The organism is Vibrio scophthalmi (genome assembly GCF_040869025.1).
Taxonomy (GTDB): Bacteria; Pseudomonadota; Gammaproteobacteria; order Enterobacterales; family Vibrionaceae; genus Vibrio; species Vibrio scophthalmi.
Window position 1 is genome coordinate 341,181 of record NZ_CP134271.1, and the last position, 17,212, is coordinate 358,392.

Below are 17,212 nucleotides of genomic sequence, written 5' to 3' on the forward strand. Positions count from 1 at the left end.
GCGTATTAGTGGTGACCTTCAGCAAAATCTGAAGAGTGCATCTGTAGGTACTTCAAGATCAATGCTTCACTATCGGTATCTAGGTTAACGAACGCAAGCATACCGTCGAACATACCAGGCCAAGTGTTCGCATCAAAGTGCGCTTCGGCTGGTTGAGTGTGACATACTGAACAGTTTGTTTTGTACGCTTCAGCCGATTTTTCCCATACAGGAGTGATGTCGTTCAGCATAGATTCTTTCTTAATCCATACTTTTGCCGCCACTTTTTCCCATGGAAGACCGGTTAGCTCATCCACTTTTTTCTCGCCAGTGGTTACTACGTTGCTGTCAGTTGATGCTTCTTTAAGTAGAGACGCAACTGCAATGTTTTTACCGAAATCAGCTTGGATTACGCGACCAAAGCCTTTCGCTTTGCGCCAGCCGTCGATTTCAACTTCAGCGTAGTCGCCTTTGTCAGCAATCACTTTTACAATCGATGCTGGATTCAGAAGACCTGCTTCTTTCTCACCTTTATCATCGAAGTAAATCGGAAGGTGACGAACGCTTACCAATTCTTGACCTACATCGTAGTTAGTATTTGAAGTCAAGCCTTCAAGATCACCAACGATACCACCGATGCTATCCATACCCGCAGGTAGGTTGTGTGCGATACCTTTATGGCAATCAACACAGCTTTGATCTTTTTCTGCCGCTTGTTTCATTTGGATACGAGCAGTCGGAGACATTTGCTCAAAATCCATTGAATCGTAGTTGTGACAGTTTTTACACTCTAGAGATTTGTTTGCAGAGAAACGATCCCATTCGTGTTTAGCAAGTTCGATACGACGTTCTTCGAAAACACCCGGTTCGTCGTAGTTGCCAAATACTTGTGCAAATACTTCTTTAGAAGCTTGCATCTTACGTGCGATCTTATCTGTCCAGTTGTGTGGAACGTGACAGTCTGGACACGTAGCACGAACACCTGAGTGGTTTTTCCAGTGCACCGTGTCTTGAAGCTCTACATACACGTTGTCACGCATTGTGTGACAGCTAATACAGAATTTTTCTGTATTAGTATGTTCTAGTGCCGTGTTAAAGCCACCCCAGAAGATAACACCAGCGATAAAGCCGCCCATTGTCAGCACACCTAGGCTGATATGAACCGCAGGACGCGACATGGTGCGCCACAGTTTAATAATCATACTCTTCATGATTTGCTCTCTTAAAATTCTTATATAGAAGTGTCGTTGTGAGCCGAGGCTTACATGCCATGCACGCCAGGAGGACCAAAGAAGAACACTTGCAGTGCCCAAACGATAAATCCGTAACCGCCTACGAATGCGACACTAAGAATTGGAAAGAGAATCACTGTGATGAAGAGGAAAGATTTCCACTCCAACGAAAGCTTCTCGCCTTTTTCAATTTTGTTAACATCACTCATACATTTGCCTATTGTGTATTTAGTGTTTTTGGTTAGCCCTAAAAATGGGACTATTTGTTTTACTGTTTCTATGGAAAATTCTAGACCATATTCTTTGTAGGGTTCAATCAATTACTCCTTTAGAAACCGCGTTATTGCATACTTTTTTGAGCTGATACAGAGATGTGTTTAATTAAGGGGTCATGTGAAAACATGCATGAATTTATGTAAAAATGTTAATGCCGTTAATATCGGAAATTTATAACATTTTTAGCCAATATCAAGCGCTCTGCATTCTCAATTTTAGCTCAAATCTGCCTATTATTTACTCATAATGTTGCATTTTCGTTAATGGTAGGATAACTAAAAAATCTGAAGATATCATTGCTTTAATCGCATTTAAGTACGCCTTACATCACCAAATAAGGTAGACTAACCTTGTCATTTGGAGAGGTATTATGGCATCAGTCGTCGACATCCCTTGGGTAACGCTTACCCTCTTTTTATCTACTCTTTTAATCCCGATAATGATCAGTCGGCAGCTACAGTTATGCATCGAAAAAGAACTGTTTGTCAGTATAGGTCGAATGTTTATTCAACTGATCTTAGTGGGCCTATACCTTGAATATTTATTTCAAATTAACAGTCTCGCCATCAATTTAGCTTGGCTACTAGTGATGCTTTTGATTGGTGCCAGTGCCATTGTTAGTAAAACAAATCTACCAAAAAAAATGTTGCTTTTACCTACTGCATTAGGGCTATTGGTCGGTTTATTACCCATATTGGCCTTGATCTGCTTGGCTGTGATCCGCCCAACACCCGTTTATAATGCTCAATACCTAATCCCCCTCGCAGGCATGTTATTAGGCAACTCACTCAGCGGTAACATTGTCGCGCTCCAAAATCTGTTCTCCAGCTTTGAACAACGTAAAGCGGAATATGAAGGCGCAATTGCGCTCGGGGCGTCACCAAGATTTGCCAGTTTACCTTTTGTTCGTGAAGCGATTCAAAAGTCTCTCGCGCCCTCTCTCGCAAGTATGAGCACCATGGGCATTGTTACTTTACCCGGCATGATGACAGGACAAATTCTGGGCGGAGCAAGCCCAATGATCGCCATCAAATATCAGCTAATGATCATGGTGGCTATTTTTGTTGTGTTGTCGATTTCAACCACGGTAACCTTATCGCTAGCGGTACGTATATGCATCAATAATAACGGTCGCATACTGGCCAAGCCGCACAACAATTAACCGACAAATCACTTTACCCACCAGCAATTTAAGATCTTATCCACAGAATCTGTGGATAACACTGTAGGCAGTTATTTAACATCGCGAATTTTCATTACAATCCGTGTCATCGTTGCGTAAAAAACCACCACTACACTTTCACTCTGTCGGCAAGAATTGCCATTAGAGAGATCTGAGGTGAGGGAAAATTAATGCAACTTGAAATACCAGTGCTGTCACGTTGTTATACCACCCATGGTAACCGTAAGTACGATTGCCAGAGCCAACGACAAGACCAACGTGATTGGCTGATTGATAAACCTAAGGAAGTGCCTCTTTTTCAATGGGAGGATATTATTATCAATCAACACCACTCTCTGATCATCTAAGCGGTTTAACCTCTATTCATTCCAATATTTAAAGGATTTGTCTTACCCAAATTTCTAACACTTTACGCATCCTGATGGGAATGAGCCGTGGATGTAACGGATAGATGTTGTCGCGATAAATAAAAAGGCCCGCAATGCGAGCCTTCTAGTCAAAGATAGTAAAACAATATCAATGTTGATCATCACGCAGATAAATCAACCAGTACCACATGCCAACAAACACGCCGCCACCAATGATGTTACCCAAGGTCACGGGGATCAGGTTGTTGATGATAAAATCAACCATATTCAGATCGGCATAGTCGGCGATATTCGCACCAGTCATCTGCCAAAACTCCGCTGGAGCAAAGTTTTTGATACCAATTGCCATCGGAACTTGGAACATATTGGCAATACAGTGCTCAAAACCGGCTGAAACAAACATCGCGACAGGCAGAATCATCACCATGATCTTATCGGTCAATGTACGGCCACTGAAGGTCATCCAGACAGCAATACACACCAGCACATTACACATGATGCCCAATGCAACCGCAGGCATAAAGCCGTGATGTAATTTATGTTGGGAGATCGCCATGGCGTTTAGTCCAACTTGGCCGTGATCGAACATGTACTGCTTGGTCATCAGCATACAGCCAACCAGAAGTACCGCTCCAATCATGTTACCTACGTAGACGACGCACCAGTTCTTAAACAACATTCCCCAAGAAATCTTGCCGCTAGCACGGGCAACGAGAGTCAATACAGAACTGGTAAATAATTCACCACCCGTTACAACAACGAGAATCAGACCAAGGCTAAACGCAATACCCCCAATGAGGCGCGTCATACCCCAAGCCATTTCCGATGTTCCGGTTGTGACCGTCGTATAAAAAATAAAGGCGATGCCAATATGAATACCAGCAGAGATTGCGAGTAAAAAGGACTTTACGGGATCTTTGGTTGCTTTGCCTAGGCCAATTTCAGCAGCGCGCTCAGCCATTTGTGGCGGCAATAAAGAGTCAAATTGATTAAGATTCATAGTCGTAGCGTAACAATTTGATACAGGGATTGGAGGCCGCGGATAATCCCCCTAATTAAAAACAAATTCAAGTACTAATTTTGGAGTTAACTTAAAATGTTTTAAATGGGATTTTAAGCAAGATTTTAATCTGTCACCAATACTATAAAAATTGGTAAATTTATCTAATAACAATCGCAACAAGTTCAACAAAATCAAACCATTAACCTTATTGTTCGATTTATTTTCTGGCATTTCCCCCTATATAGGCTAATTTTTCATATTAATAGTATTCGTTATGCAAAAATCTTCTTTTTTGGGCTGCCTAACAATTCTTATCGTAGAGCATTGTTTCCAAGCCGTATTAGCAGTACTTTTAGGGTACCCCGTAACACAAGATCACGGATTGGAAATAAAGCTCCTCGTGACGTTATATGGGTGTTGGTACTAATTATAAGGAACAAACCATGAAATACTTGCCAGAATATTTATCAGAACTTAATTTGCTACTGCAATTCGACATTAGTAGCTCAGCTACTGGCATTAAAGTTCATAGCGATGCATCAGAAGATATGCAATCTGCTGTGAAACGTTTATTTGACAAGGGACTTTGTACCCTACCAGATGGTGGTTACTTGACCGATGAAGGTATTGAAGTAGCCGAAAACGCTGACAAAATTTTGCGTGTATTAAGCACTCAAAAGTAATCCGCAAAAAAAGAGCACCGAGGTGCTCTTTTTTAATCACTGTACTTTCTTCCCACATCTTGCCTTACGGCTTCTCGCCTATTACAGCGCAGCTTTGTGGCCGAATATTGCACGATATGGCTGCAGGCGATCATAGCACCAGTTAAAACCCGTCGCGTAGAAAAAGAAGAAGACTAAAAATCCAGCTTCTAGTAATAACGCAGCTCCCAGGCCGATTTGTAAAAACCATGCAATGGTCGGTACCGATAAGAAAATCAACCCTCCTTCAAAACCGAAGGTATGGCCAATGCGTAGTGCCAATGAGCGATTTGCTCGCTCACTGCCAAACCAGCGGTCAAACAAGATATTGTAGAAGTAGTTCCACACCACAGTGAACAGACTTAAACCAACACCAACAATGGCCAAATCGCCAGTTGCCTTGCCCGTAATCAAAGCGGTGGTTGGAATGATAATCGCCAGTGCAATCATTTCAAAACTCACAGCATGGAAGATTCTTTCTTTAGTTTGCATGAGATAACTCTTTGTTCATTTTCCGATGGCGCTCATTTTCATCTACAATTAAGATATTAAAAAGTTAGTTACCATCAGTAAAAGAGATATGTTTAGTATTGAGCAACTCGAAGCGTTTGTGACCACAGTGGAACAAGGATCTTTTTCTGCCGCGGCCCGAAAGCTCCATAAGGTACAATCCGCCATCAGCCAGCATGTGATGAATATTGAGATAGATTGCGGTTTTGAGCTTTTCGACCGCAGCTCACGTTATCCCAAACTCACCTTACATGGCCAACGCCTGCTGCCCTACGCCAAAGCTTCTCTGATTCAACATCAGCGCTTGCTGAACTGCGCCCAACAACTTGAACATTCTGATTTCCAAGATATTACCTTAGCGGTTGATGAAGGTATTCCTATGACCCAGCTGTCAGCAGCGCTCACTGCCGTATGCGAACGCTACCCCACATTGAGGTTTGAGTGTTTGACCGCTTCAAGCATCGATATTATTGCCCTTGTCAAACAACAGCGTGCCACGATGGGGATTATGTTTAATGAGGTGTCACTAGACGATAATATCGACTTTGAAGGGCTTGGCAGTGTCGAGTTTGATGTGTATGTGGCAAGCCATCACGCTTTGGCTCAAGAGACTGTGCCACACCTTGATATGCTTAGATTGCACCGACAAATCGTGATACGGTCTAAATCGAGCGAAATGAGCAGCTTTCAACATGCACACAGCCCAGAAGTCTGGTTCGCTGATAGCCACTATATTTTACTTGAACTGATCAGTAGCGGTTTTGGCTGGGGGATGCTGCCAAAGCACATCGCACTGCCTGCATTGGAAAGCAGCAAATTGATTCAATTGCGTTCTCAATTCGAAAATTTATCATGGCATGCCAACATCGATGTGATCCAACATCAAGCGGTCAGCCATTGTCCCGCGCACACCTTTATGCGCCATCAATTGCGAATGTTGCTCAACGCAGAAAAACAAAGCTAGACGGAGGTGAATGATGAAACAGATAGGGATCATTGGTGGAGGATGGCTTGGTCAGCCTCTTGCGCATTTTTTAGCGAATTTAGGCCATGTCGTTACCGTCAGCAAGACAACGTCACAAGGCTGTAAGGCATTAACAGAACTTGGCTTTCATAGCGTAAAACTCAATTTGGAAGATGATCTGAAAAATAATCTTCAGGTCTTGAAACCGCTGCAACTTGATATGTTGATTGGCTGTTTTCCTCCTGGATTTCGTCGAGGAAAAGGCCGTGAATATGCAGAATATTGGCATAAACTGGTTAACATCGCACTACAACTAAAGGTGCGAAAAGTAGTCATGGTAAGCTCAACGACGGTCTACCCTGATTGCGCTGGCATCATGCATGAAGAGCAAGCGACACTCGGGTTGGCTGCACACAACGAAGCATTTTCCGACAATGCCAAAATCATGCTGGAAGCGGAACAAACACTCATCGACAGCGGTTTAGAGTACGCGATTGTCCGTTGTAGTGGCTTACTTGGTCCCAACCGAAATCCGGCCAACTTTGCAAGTAAGCTACGCCAAGTCAGCGATCGCGCGCCCGCCAACATGCTGCATCAAATTGACGCGGTTGGCGCGGTAAGTTTTGCTGCCTTAAATCTTTCCGCCGATGTGGTCAATGCCACCACCCCTAACACCACCAACAAGGCTGAGTTTTATCAAACGGCGCTGCAACGTGCCGGTCGTGATGAAGCGCTACCACCCATCGTGCATAATGAAGACAAGCTGGTGAGCGCAGATAAGATCTGTCAGCTTGGTTATCGTTTTCACTTCCAACATACTCTAGAGCTATTGTAAGGAAAGGTATAGTGAGCACTAACATCCCGCTGTTCCGCCACATTGATACTCTGTGGCAATATATGCAACTCGACCACGATCTCACGCCTGCCGATTGTATCTTTGTCTTAGGCAGCAATGACCCAAGGGTTGCTGAGCTCGCCGCCCAGATTTATCGACAAGGGTTGGCCGGGAAAATTCTCTTTTCCGGTGGTTTTGGTCGCTTAACCGAGGGCGTTTTTACCCAAAGTGAAGCCGAAACCTTTGCCGCCATCGCCCAAGATCTTGGCGTGCCTGCAGAAGACATTATCATTGAAAAGCACTCAACTAATAGCGGTGAAAATGTGTTGTTTAGCGCTCAGCGTCTACAAGAATTAAAGCTGAATTTTACCCGTTTCATCTTGGTACAAAAGCCTTATATGGAACGACGAGCCTATGCAACGTTCCTCAAACAATGGCCATTGCCTGTTGAGCATGTCACGGTAACCTCGACCAAGCATAGCTTTAGCGACTACTTTACTGAAGAGATTGATTTATTTACCGTGCTTGAAGCGATGATGGGCGACTTTGAGCGAATTAAGAGCTATCCCGCTAAAGGTTTTCAAATAGAGCAGCCGGTCCCCGCAGAGGTCGATAACGCTTATCAGGCTATTCGTCAGTCGTTGGCGTTATAATCTCTACTCAATACGCTCGCAACATACGCACACAGTAAAAAGCCAGAGCATTTGCTCTGGCTTTGGTTTTTATACTGGTGTGAATTTAGTGAGCAACAGCCTCTTTCTCTTGATCAAAGAAGAACTCAAGTTCGTCATCTTTCAAGGTCACTTTCACTGAGCCACCATCCACTAATGCACCGAACAATAGCTCGTTCGCCAGTGGTTTTTTCAGTTTATCTTGGATCACACGTCCCATTGGACGAGCACCCATCGCTTTATCGTAGCCTTTCGCCGCCAACCACTTACGCGCCTCATCAGACACTTCCATTGATACACCACGAGCATCCAACTGTGCTTGCAGCTCAACAATGAATTTATCCACCACTTGATGAATAACCTCTTCATCTAAGCTGTTGAACCACATAATGTTGTCTAAGCGGTTACGGAATTCTGGTGTGAATACCTTCTTAATTTCTGCCATCGCATCTGGGCTGTGATCTTGTTGCACCAGGCCAATAGAACGTTTTTCCGTTTCCTGTACACCAGCATTGGTTGTCAGTACCAAAATCACGTTACGGAAGTCCGCTTTACGACCATTGTTATCTGTCAGCGTACCGTTATCCATCACTTGCAGCAGCAAGTTAAAGATGTCTGGGTGGGCTTTTTCAATTTCATCGAGCAAGACAACTGAATGAGGGTGTTTTAATACCGCATCCGTCAACAAACCACCTTGATCATAACCAACATAGCCAGGAGGCGCACCGATCAAGCGACTCACAGAGTGGCGCTCGCCATACTCCGACATGTCGAAACGTAGCAGTTCAATACCCAATAGTTTCGATAGCTGTACCGTGACTTCCGTTTTACCCACACCGGTTGGACCGGCGAAAAGGAATGAACCCACAGGCTTGTTGTCAGCGCCCAAACCAGCACGCGTTAACTTGATCGCTTCAGTCAGCACTTCGATGGCATTGTCTTGACCGAATACCATCATCTTCATTTTCTGCTCTAGTGTTTGCAGCACTTCTTTGTCAGACGATGAAACTGATTTTTCAGGAATACGTGCCATCTTAGCGACCATCGCTTCGATATCTGCTACGCCTACCGTTTTCTTACGACGACTTGCTGGTGCTAAACGGCTGCGCGCGCCGGCTTCATCAATGACATCAATCGCCTTATCGGGCAAATGACGCTCATTAATGTATTTCGCTGATAACTCAACTGCAGCACGAAGCGCTTTGTTGGTGTAACGAACTTCATGGTGCGCTTCGTATTTTGGTTTCAAGCCCATCAAGATCTTAGTCGTATCATCCAGCGATGGTTCAACCACATCAATTTTTTGGAAACGACGCGCTAAGGCACGCTCTTTCTCAAAAATGTTGCTGTACTCTTGATAGGTGGTAGAGCCAATACAACGTAACTTACCGCTACTCAGTAGAGGTTTGATCAAGTTTGCCGCATCCACTTGGCCACCTGACGCTGCACCAGCACCGATAATAGTGTGGATTTCATCGATAAATAGAATCGCGTCTTCTTCTTTTTCCAGCTGTTTCAAAATCGTTTTAAAACGTTTCTCGAAATCACCACGATACTTAGTCCCAGCGAGTAGCGAACCAATATCCAGCGAGTAAATTACGCTGTCTTTAATGATTTCTGGTACTTGGCCTTCCACAATACGCCAAGCTAAACCTTCCGCAATGGCGGTTTTACCAACGCCAGCCTCACCCACCAGCAGCGGGTTGTTTTTACGACGTCGACATAAAACTTGAACCGTACGCTCGAGCTCTTTATCACGACCAATCAAGGGATCGATTAGACCCTGTTTCGCCGCTTGGTTAAGATTTTGTGCAAAGCTCTCTAAACGCTCTTCACCATTCGCTTCCTCAACCGGAGCATCACTGCCAAAGGAATCAGATGACGGCTCATCGTTTGAGCCACTGCCCTTAGTAATGCCGTGAGAAATAAAGTTAACAATATCCAAACGACTTACGTCGTTTTTCTTTAAAAGGTAAGCGGCATGCGACTCTTGCTCACTGAAGATCGCAACCAGCACATTCGCCCCCGTCACTTCGCTGCGTCCTGACGATTGAACATGGAAAACGGCACGTTGCAGTACGCGCTGGAAACTCAATGTTGGTTGCGTCTCTCGTGTTTCATCGTTTTCAGGAATAAGAGGCGTAGTTTGATCGATAAATACATCAAGCTCGTTGCGAAGTGCATCAATGTCAGCTTGACAAGCCGTGAGGGCATCTCGCGCTGCATCGTTTTCTAACAATGCCAACAGGAGGTGCTCGACAGTCATAAACTCATGTCGTTTGTCTCGGGCACGAGCGAATGCGCCATTGAGACTCGATTCTAATTCTTTATTCAGCATAGGGACCTCCTCAAAGAACAATTCAAATTGTTCGATCAAGCGTTAAGCTTGTTCCATAGTGCAAAGCAGCGGGTGTTCATTTTCCCTTGAATACATTGTAACTTGCGCTACTTTGGTTTCTGCTACTTCGGCAGTAAAGGTGCCGCAAATTGCTTTCCCTTCATAGTGAATCTGGAGCATGATCTGCGTTGCTTTGTCGATATCCATTGAAAAGAAACGCTCAAGAATTTCAATTACAAAGTCCATCGGTGTGTAGTCATCATTATTTAAAACAACGTGATACATGGATGGTGGTTTAACTTCTGTTTTTTCTAACTCCAGAAGATCTGAGTCTGGAGTTACCCATTCAAAATGCTTGCTCATGATTTGTATTGTCTAGACAGTTTCATTAGTTACTTTAACATTCCGTTATACGGAATAAATGGATGGATCTCTTAGTAAGAGCAAAAAACGTTTGCAGTTAAAAACCCCATACTTAGAGACTAATGCAGCAATGGGATCGCTGCAAATAAAAGATTTCCTTGTAGAGATAAATACTTAACAACTGACTAAAAACGCATCTAAAGTCACTAAATTCATTCAAACTTTCATGTCACCGCAGTGAAAACAGTTATTAAAATGTAAAAGATGAAGCACGAATGTGTGTAAATATTTAGCAAGTAATACCTTTTTACTATTGACTGTACTCTATCATTGACTACTCTGGAAAAATAGTGGCTTAAAATTTCGGCAGCGCCTGAATGGATATTCACTATCATATTGACGTACTGGAGTGCGTCAGTTTCACAACGTTAAGTAAAAAATGCATGAGGGATGTATAGCATGGCTACAGGTACAGTAAAATGGTTTAACAACGCCAAAGGATTTGGGTTCATCTGTGCGGAAGGGGATGATAGCGACGTATTCGCACACTATTCCACTATCCAAATGGATGGCTATCGTACTCTGAAAGCTGGCCAACAAGTTTTTTTCGAAGTAGAAGAAGGTCCTAAAGGCTACCACGCAAGTATCGTTACTCCGCTGGAAGCTCAACTAGCAAAATAGTCGCTGCCGATGTAATGATTTAATAGAAGAAAGAAACCCGCCAGAGGCGGGTTTCTTATTTATATCATCACTAGCGTAACGAACTAGCCATTGATAATCGCATTAAGTGTCGCACTTGGGCGCATTAATGCCGATGCTTGTGCATCAACCAATGCATAGTAGCCACCTAAATCACCCGCAACACCTTGCGCGCCATTCAACTCCGCAACAATTTTCCCTTCGCCTTGAACTAACGCTTGAGCGATTGGAGCAAATTCAGCCGCTAATTCAGCGTCACTGGTTTGTGCTGCAAGAGCTTGTGCCCAATAAGTTGCTAGGTAGTAGTGACTGCCACGGTTATCCAACTCACCCACTTTACGTGATGGCGACTTGTTGTTATCGAGGAATTCACCGGTTGCTTTATCCAGTGCATCAGCCAGAACTTGTGCTTTCGCGTTACCTGACACTGTGCTCAAATGCTCTAGAGAAGCCGCTAGTGCCAAGAATTCACCTAATGAATCCCAACGTAAGTGGTTTTCTTTTTCGACCTGCTGTACGTGTTTAGGCGCTGAACCACCCGCTCCCGTTTCAAATAGACCACCACCATTCATAAGCGGGACAATCGACAACATTTTCGCTGAGGTACCGAGCTCTAAGATTGGGAATAGATCCGTGAGGTAATCACGCAATACGTTACCGGTTACAGAAATGGTATCTAAACCTTCTTTGATACGCTCAAGCGAGAACTGACAAGCTTCAACTGGCGAAAGGATCTTGATCTCAAGGCCAGCCGTATCGTAATCCGGTAAGTAGGCATTTACTTTCTTGATCAATTCAGCATCGTGAGCACGTGCTTCATCTAACCAGAAGACGGCTGGTACGTTGGTTGCGCGAGCGCGCGTTACCGCCAACTTCACCCAATCTTGAATCGGTGCATCTTTTACCTGACACATACGGAAGATGTCGCCTTCCTCAACACTTTGCTCTAGTAGCACCGTGCCAGAAGCATCAACGATACGTACCGTACCGGCCGCATCTAAGATAAACGTCTTATCGTGTGAGCCATATTCTTCCGCCTTTTGAGCCATCAAACCCACGTTTGGTACGCTGCCCATTGTGGTTGGGTCAAACGCACCATATTGCTTACAGAAGTCGATAACTGCTTGATAGATACCAGCGTAGCTGCGATCAGGGATCAGCGCTTTGGTGTCTTTCTGCTTGCCATCTGGCCCCCACATTTGACCCGATGAGCGAAGCATTGCTGGCATAGAGGCATCAACAATAATATCACTTGGTACATGTAGGTTGGTAATACCACGATCTGAATCAACCATCGCCAATGGTGGTTGTGTTTCGTAGACGGCTTGCAATGCCGCTTCAATTTCAGCTTGCTGTGCGTCTGGCAATGTTGCGATTTTCGCGTACACATCACCAAGGCCGTTATTCACATCAACGCCTAGCTCTTCAAATAGCTGGCCATATTTAGCAAATACATCTTTGTAGTACACTTTTACGGCATGACCAAAGATCACTGGATCAGAGACTTTCATCATGGTCGCTTTAAGGTGCAAAGACAGTAGAACGTCTTGCTGTTTAGCTTCGGCAATCTGCTCTTCAAAGAAGGTGACCAATGCATTTTTGTTCAACACTGAACAGTCGATGATCTCTTTATCTTCAATTGCAAACGGCGCTTTCAGTTCTTTGCTTGTGCCATCCGCAGCAACAAATTCAATCTTAACCTTGGTTGCACCATTTACTGTGGTTGATTTTTCGCTACCGAAGAAATCTTTATCATCCATACTCGCCACATGAGAAAGCGACTCTTTTGACCACGCCCCCATTGAGTGTGGGTTTTTCTTCGCGTAATTCTTCACTGAAAGAGGCGCTCGACGATCAGAGTTACCTTCGCGCAATACTGGGTTTACCGCACTGCCTTTAATCTTGTCGTAAGTGGCTTGAATCGCTTTTTCTTCGTCGTTGCGACACTCTTCTGGGTAATTTGGTAACTGGTAGCCTTTTGCTTGTAGCTCTTTGATCGCGGCTTTCAATTGCGGAACTGACGCTGAAATGTTTGGCAATTTAATGATGTTGGCTTGTGGTGTTTTTGCCAATTCGCCCAATTCAGCGAGTGCATCGCCAATACGCTGCTCTTCAATTAAGTAGTCTGGGAAGTTAGCAATAATACGCCCAGCAAGAGAGATATCACGAGTATCAACGGCAATACCTGATGAAGCAGTAAATGATTGGATGATTGGCAATAGCGAGTAAGTCGCTAATGCGGGTGCTTCATCAGTAATGGTATAAATGATTGTAGGTTTATCTGTAGGCATGAAATTTCCCTATTGTTCTAACAAAGCCTATGGGATGAGTGACTTTGAGTATGTGTTCGCTGGCAAGTTAATGCTTCATCCCCTCACTTGCTTACGATTTGTTCGTCTCTTTAATTCTCTGCCAATTTTGGCAAAATCCATGAGAGCTAATCGTTATAATTAAACAAAACTACGATAATAGTCTATTATCTTGTGCGCCAATCCAGATTTCGGCGCGCAAATAATAGCTTAAACCGTATAGCCTTTAAACCAATCACCACACTTTATTTACATTTTTGCAGGGTAGTTAACATGCAGGCACGCTCTAGTCGTTCGTCTTCAAATAAATCATCTCAACGCACGACAAATCGTTTCAAACGCGATGAGCGACCTTCGCGTAATAAAACGCATTCCTCTACGCATCGTAAAAAAACACCCTCAAGCAAACCTCGTATTTCTCCGGAGCAACGTAAGGTGCTGGTGTTCAACAAACCTTTTGACACCTTAACCCAATTTACTGATGGTGAAGGTCGCAAAACCTTAGCCGATTTTATTGATGTGAAAGATGTTTACCCAGCAGGTCGTCTGGACCGCGACAGTGAAGGCCTATTGGTTCTAACCAACGATGGTATTTTGCAGGCTAAACTGACCCAGCCCAGCTCTAAATCGCCAAAAACCTACTGGGTACAAGTTGATGGTGCGCCAAGTGAAGCGGATTTGGATAAGCTGCGCGCGGGCGTAGAGTTGAAAGATGGTATGACTCTACCAGCAAAAGTCGAAGTGATGAGCGAACCAGCCGTATGGGAGCGAACTCCAGCAGTACGTTTTCGCGCCAACATTCCAACCACTTGGATTGCGCTAACGATTATTGAAGGTCGCAATCGCCAAGTACGCCGCATGACGGCGCATATCGGTTTTCCAACCTTGCGTTTAATTCGCTACTCAGTTGGTGAGATTGAATTGGGTGACTTACAGCCTGGAGAATGGAAAGAGATCACTCTTTAAGTCCCCCCTAGATTAAACGGCAGATTAAACGGCAGACTCATCTGTGCTTCATTGATATGAACTCAACCAGTCATGCCGTTTTACAATTCGGCGCTTGAATCTATTCGTTATCTTCTCTAGGCTGACGCTTAGGCTATTCCAATCTGTTTGTCATTGATTATTTCTATTTTCACCGTTAGACGACACCACTTTAACCATTGGGTGCTACTTCTCGTTAGCCTCGTCGCTTTGTCATGCCTGAATAAAACCTTAATCCAAGCAAACCAATGGTTTCAAAGCGAGAGCACTCGTTTGTTTAACACCACTGATCAGCCACAAACACAGTGGCAATCACTCTATCAAAGTGTATTTGCTGAAAGCCAAGACGAATCTGTCCTAAACAAAGCACTCGCAGGCCCCGGAGATCCTTGCCATTCAAGCAGCCCAACCTTGCCGACTATTCCGTCTAAAACTGATTGGCTCGCACCATTCATTGTACTTTTTTTACTGCTATATTGTTGTGGTCGATTAATCGAGCCCATTCGTCCTCGCGCAGCAAGTCAAACTCGTCAGCCCAAACGACGACTGCACCTGACACAGTGCGTATTCCAAGAATAAAAATTCTCTACATAAGCTTGTATATTTTTATTACTTATTGGAGATTTTTTTGTGTTAGAAAAACCAACAATGTCTTGCCCTACCCTTGGTTCTGCGGGTACAACAATGACAACATTCCGTGCTTTTTTGTGCAAGGCGAGGCTATTTATCGCCTTATGTATGAGCATTTTCTTTACTCACATGACGGCCGCGCAAACTACTGGCTGGATCAGCGATCCTGCCCATCCCCCGGTGAAATTACGTCTCATGATGACGGGGCAGTCCGATGCCCGTAACAACACGGTTCAGGCCGTGCTGGATGTTGAACTTGCTGACGAATGGAAAACCTATTGGCGCAGTCCCGGTGAAGCTGGTATTGCGCCTGAACTGGATTGGTCAAGTTCTAGTAATATCGAATCTATCGATTGGCACTGGCCTGTCCCTCGCTATTTTGAGCAGCTTGGTATTCAAACCCTAGGCTATAAATCTCATGTTGCCTTTCCACTAACTATTACCTTAGCGCACGCCGATCAACCGGCACATTTAAGTGCTCGTTTACGTTTGCCTTCTTGTACTGATATTTGCGTTATCACCGATTATCCAATCGAACTTGCGATTAATCCCCAAACATTAAACCTCGACCAAGAGGCGATGTTTTTATTCAATCAAGGCCTCAGCCAGAGTCCTCGAGCCAATACTGACATCGATGTTATGGCGAGCTATTGGGATGGTGAGCAGCAACAGTTAGTCGTGCAATTAAGTAATAAAAATCTCTGGCAATCCCCACAGGTTCTCGCCGATGGACGAGAGGTAGAGAATGAATTTTTCGCTCCACCGAAATTGATCATTGCCAACCACACTGGCGAACACTCTGGTGAGAAAAACAACCTGCTCACCGCAGTTTTCGCCGTCAGTAACTGGAAAGGCCATGCTGACCTTAGCCATAAACCGATTTCAATTACCGTGTCTGATACCACCTTTGCAACTGAGCTAACAAGCACCGTTGGTACTACGCCCATTCAGTACCAAACCACCAGCATGATAACCATGCTCGCGTTCGCGCTATTAGGGGGGCTGATTCTCAATATTATGCCGTGCGTTTTGCCGGTGTTAGGACTCAAACTTAATAGTATCGCACTGCAACACAGCGCTTCGCCACAACAAGTCAGAGCATCATTTCTCGCTTCGGCATTGGGGATTATCACCTCATTTGGCCTTCTTGCCGGTATGCTTACCATACTCAAAATGGCAGGCGGCATTGTGGGCTGGGGAATTCAGTTTCAAAGTCTGCCGTTTATAGTATTGATGCTATCGGTCACTTTGCTCTTTGCGCTCAATTTACTGGGCTTATTTGAATTTCATCTACCATCCAGCCTCAATACATGGGCGGCAAAGCAAGGAAAGCAGAATTACTTAGGCCATTTTGTGCAAGGTATGTTTGCCACATTGCTCGCCACGCCATGTAGCGCGCCTTTTCTCGGTACAGCGGTCGCCTACGCGTTAGGCGCTAGTTTCTACGAATTGTGGGTTATCTTTATTGCGCTGGGTATTGGTATGAGCACGCCGTGGTTGCTCTTTGCTATCGTACCCAAATTGGTTCAATTTATGCCAAAACCAGGCGCATGGATGAACCGCATCAAGATCGTGTTCGGCATCATGATGTTAGCGACCACCTACTGGCTAACCAGTTTGCTATCGCCATTTTTGGGCGCAATGGTCACTTGGCTGATTAGCCTTAGCATTACTCTGTTCACCTTGATATGGCTAGTAAAACAATATGGTCGCAAGGTGCTTATTCCACTCATCGCGATGTTCACTCTCGGAGCTGGAACGATGTTAGTGATTGGTAGTTTAACCGCAGATCATTGGGCCACCCCAACCGTTGATGATCTAAGCTGGCAAAAGCTGCGTAGCGAGAAGATTGATCAACTCACCGCCCAAGGCAAAACGGTGTTCGTCGATGTTACCGCCGATTGGTGTATTACCTGTAAAGCCAACAAGATTGGCGTGATCTTGCAAGATCCCGTCTACACCGCCCTCAAACAGCCCAACATGATTTTGATGAAAGGTGACTGGACAAGGCCAAATGACAGCGTGACGCAATACTTACAAAGCAATGGTCGCTATGGCGTGCCGTTTAATATTGTTTATGGCCCTAATGCACCACAAGGTATTGCGCTACCGGTCATATTATCTGAAAACGATGTCATTCAAGCCATTAACCAAGCGAGCCACTAAC

17 protein-coding genes are annotated in these 17,212 nt (G+C 44.6%); 10 read left to right on the plus strand and 7 right to left on the minus strand.

Translation table 11 applies throughout. The annotated features are described in order from the left end of the window. Positions 1–5: 5 nt before the first annotated feature. The gene (torC, locus tag RJD38_RS01450; RefSeq protein WP_009384786.1) at positions 6–1,190 is read right to left on the minus strand and encodes a pentaheme c-type cytochrome TorC; all 1,185 of its coding nucleotides are present in this window, start codon (positions 1,188–1,190) and stop codon (positions 6–8) included. A gap of 50 nt (positions 1,191–1,240) precedes the next feature. Further along, positions 1,241–1,420 (minus strand): trimethylamine N-oxide reductase system protein TorE, encoded by a 180-nt coding sequence (gene torE, locus RJD38_RS01455; protein ID WP_005600075.1) that lies wholly within the window; start codon positions 1,418–1,420, stop codon positions 1,241–1,243. Between the two features lie 437 nt (positions 1,421–1,857). Here torE and RJD38_RS01460 point away from each other — a divergent pair, with 437 nt between their 5' ends. Both RJD38_RS01460 and RJD38_RS01465 read left to right on the plus strand, forming a co-directional pair. Continuing rightward, entirely contained in the window at positions 1,858–2,649 is a 792-nt protein-coding gene (locus RJD38_RS01460; protein WP_005600077.1) for an ABC transporter permease, read from the plus strand. Positions 2,650–2,840: 191 nt separating this feature from the next. Beyond that, positions 2,841–3,017 (plus strand): hypothetical protein, encoded by a 177-nt coding sequence (locus RJD38_RS01465; RefSeq protein WP_005600079.1) that lies wholly within the window; start codon positions 2,841–2,843, stop codon positions 3,015–3,017. A 169-nt stretch (positions 3,018–3,186) separates the two neighbouring features. Here the strand turns inward: RJD38_RS01465 and focA are convergent, their stop codons facing one another. After that, complete coding sequence (focA, locus tag RJD38_RS01470) at positions 3,187–4,038, minus strand: formate transporter FocA (protein ID WP_005600081.1); 852 nt, start codon at positions 4,036–4,038, stop codon at positions 3,187–3,189. A gap of 446 nt (positions 4,039–4,484) precedes the next feature. Between focA and RJD38_RS01475 the strand changes: the two genes are divergently transcribed. Then, positions 4,485–4,724 (plus strand): TIGR02647 family protein, encoded by a 240-nt coding sequence (locus RJD38_RS01475; RefSeq protein ID WP_005600086.1) that lies wholly within the window; start codon positions 4,485–4,487, stop codon positions 4,722–4,724. 81 nt (positions 4,725–4,805) lie between these two features. Here RJD38_RS01475 and RJD38_RS01480 read toward each other — a convergent pair whose 3' ends face one another. Then, positions 4,806–5,234, minus strand: coding sequence for a PACE efflux transporter (locus tag RJD38_RS01480; RefSeq protein WP_005600087.1), 429 nt, complete (start codon positions 5,232–5,234; stop codon positions 4,806–4,808). Positions 5,235–5,322: 88 nt separating this feature from the next. On the opposite strand from RJD38_RS01480, the gene RJD38_RS01485 reads away from it, so the two are divergent. Genes RJD38_RS01485 through RJD38_RS01495 form a run of 3 tightly spaced genes read left to right on the plus strand, consistent with a single transcriptional unit; the run spans position 5,323 to position 7,704 of the window. Then, the gene (locus RJD38_RS01485) at positions 5,323–6,216 is read left to right on the plus strand and encodes a LysR family transcriptional regulator (RefSeq protein ID WP_065545166.1); all 894 of its coding nucleotides are present in this window, start codon (positions 5,323–5,325) and stop codon (positions 6,214–6,216) included. A gap of 13 nt (positions 6,217–6,229) precedes the next feature. Beyond that, a complete protein-coding gene (locus RJD38_RS01490; RefSeq protein ID WP_065545165.1) occupies positions 6,230–7,051 on the plus strand; it encodes an NAD-dependent epimerase/dehydratase family protein in 822 nt (273 codons plus the stop codon). A gap of 11 nt (positions 7,052–7,062) precedes the next feature. Beyond that, positions 7,063–7,704, plus strand: coding sequence for a YdcF family protein (locus RJD38_RS01495; RefSeq protein ID WP_065545164.1), 642 nt, complete (start codon positions 7,063–7,065; stop codon positions 7,702–7,704). Positions 7,705–7,789: 85 nt separating this feature from the next. On the opposite strand, the gene clpA is transcribed toward RJD38_RS01495, so the two are convergent. Both clpA and clpS read right to left on the minus strand, forming a co-directional pair. Beyond that, entirely contained in the window at positions 7,790–10,060 is a 2,271-nt protein-coding gene (clpA, locus tag RJD38_RS01500; protein WP_005600094.1) for an ATP-dependent Clp protease ATP-binding subunit ClpA, read from the minus strand. A 42-nt stretch (positions 10,061–10,102) separates the two neighbouring features. Continuing rightward, a complete protein-coding gene (clpS, locus tag RJD38_RS01505) occupies positions 10,103–10,423 on the minus strand; it encodes an ATP-dependent Clp protease adapter ClpS (RefSeq protein ID WP_005600095.1) in 321 nt (106 codons plus the stop codon). Between the two features lie 459 nt (positions 10,424–10,882). Here clpS and cspD point away from each other — a divergent pair, with 459 nt between their 5' ends. After that, positions 10,883–11,104 (plus strand): cold shock domain-containing protein CspD, encoded by a 222-nt coding sequence (cspD, locus tag RJD38_RS01510; protein WP_005600096.1) that lies wholly within the window; start codon positions 10,883–10,885, stop codon positions 11,102–11,104. An 83-nt stretch (positions 11,105–11,187) separates the two neighbouring features. Here cspD and RJD38_RS01515 read toward each other — a convergent pair whose 3' ends face one another. After that, complete coding sequence (locus RJD38_RS01515; RefSeq protein ID WP_065545163.1) at positions 11,188–13,413, minus strand: NADP-dependent isocitrate dehydrogenase; 2,226 nt, start codon at positions 13,411–13,413, stop codon at positions 11,188–11,190. Positions 13,414–13,704: 291 nt separating this feature from the next. Between RJD38_RS01515 and RJD38_RS01520 the strand changes: the two genes are divergently transcribed. The 3 genes from RJD38_RS01520 (at position 13,705) to RJD38_RS01530 (ending at position 17,211) form a co-directional block, all read left to right on the plus strand. After that, positions 13,705–14,397 (plus strand): pseudouridine synthase, encoded by a 693-nt coding sequence (locus RJD38_RS01520; RefSeq protein ID WP_065545162.1) that lies wholly within the window; start codon positions 13,705–13,707, stop codon positions 14,395–14,397. Positions 14,398–14,688: 291 nt separating this feature from the next. Beyond that, entirely contained in the window at positions 14,689–14,994 is a 306-nt protein-coding gene (locus tag RJD38_RS01525; protein WP_231893150.1) for a hypothetical protein, read from the plus strand. 105 nt (positions 14,995–15,099) lie between these two features. Next, complete coding sequence (locus RJD38_RS01530; RefSeq protein ID WP_065545959.1) at positions 15,100–17,211, plus strand: protein-disulfide reductase DsbD family protein; 2,112 nt, start codon at positions 15,100–15,102, stop codon at positions 17,209–17,211. The last annotated feature ends 1 nt before the right edge of the window (position 17,212 follow it).

Bases quoted from the DNA above. Each gene is read 5' to 3' on its own strand.
- torC (WP_009384786.1), bottom strand. From the start codon at position 1,190: ATGAAGAGTATGATTATTAAACTGTGGCGCACCATGTCGCGTCCTGCG.
- torE (WP_005600075.1), bottom strand. From the start codon at position 1,420: ATGAGTGATGTTAACAAAATTGAAAAAGGCGAGAAGCTTTCGTTGGAG.
- RJD38_RS01460 (WP_005600077.1), top strand. From the start codon at position 1,858: ATGGCATCAGTCGTCGACATCCCTTGGGTAACGCTTACCCTCTTTTTA.
- RJD38_RS01465 (WP_005600079.1), top strand. From the start codon at position 2,841: ATGCAACTTGAAATACCAGTGCTGTCACGTTGTTATACCACCCATGGT.
- focA (WP_005600081.1), bottom strand. From the start codon at position 4,038: ATGAATCTTAATCAATTTGACTCTTTATTGCCGCCACAAATGGCTGAG.
- RJD38_RS01475 (WP_005600086.1), top strand. From the start codon at position 4,485: ATGAAATACTTGCCAGAATATTTATCAGAACTTAATTTGCTACTGCAA.
- RJD38_RS01480 (WP_005600087.1), bottom strand. From the start codon at position 5,234: ATGCAAACTAAAGAAAGAATCTTCCATGCTGTGAGTTTTGAAATGATT.
- RJD38_RS01485 (WP_065545166.1), top strand. From the start codon at position 5,323: ATGTTTAGTATTGAGCAACTCGAAGCGTTTGTGACCACAGTGGAACAA.
- RJD38_RS01490 (WP_065545165.1), top strand. From the start codon at position 6,230: ATGAAACAGATAGGGATCATTGGTGGAGGATGGCTTGGTCAGCCTCTT.
- clpA (WP_005600094.1), bottom strand. From the start codon at position 10,060: ATGCTGAATAAAGAATTAGAATCGAGTCTCAATGGCGCATTCGCTCGT.
- clpS (WP_005600095.1), bottom strand. From the start codon at position 10,423: ATGAGCAAGCATTTTGAATGGGTAACTCCAGACTCAGATCTTCTGGAG.
- cspD (WP_005600096.1), top strand. From the start codon at position 10,883: ATGGCTACAGGTACAGTAAAATGGTTTAACAACGCCAAAGGATTTGGG.
- RJD38_RS01515 (WP_065545163.1), bottom strand. From the start codon at position 13,413: ATGCCTACAGATAAACCTACAATCATTTATACCATTACTGATGAAGCA.
- RJD38_RS01520 (WP_065545162.1), top strand. From the start codon at position 13,705: ATGCAGGCACGCTCTAGTCGTTCGTCTTCAAATAAATCATCTCAACGC.
- RJD38_RS01530 (WP_065545959.1), top strand. From the start codon at position 15,100: ATGACAACATTCCGTGCTTTTTTGTGCAAGGCGAGGCTATTTATCGCC.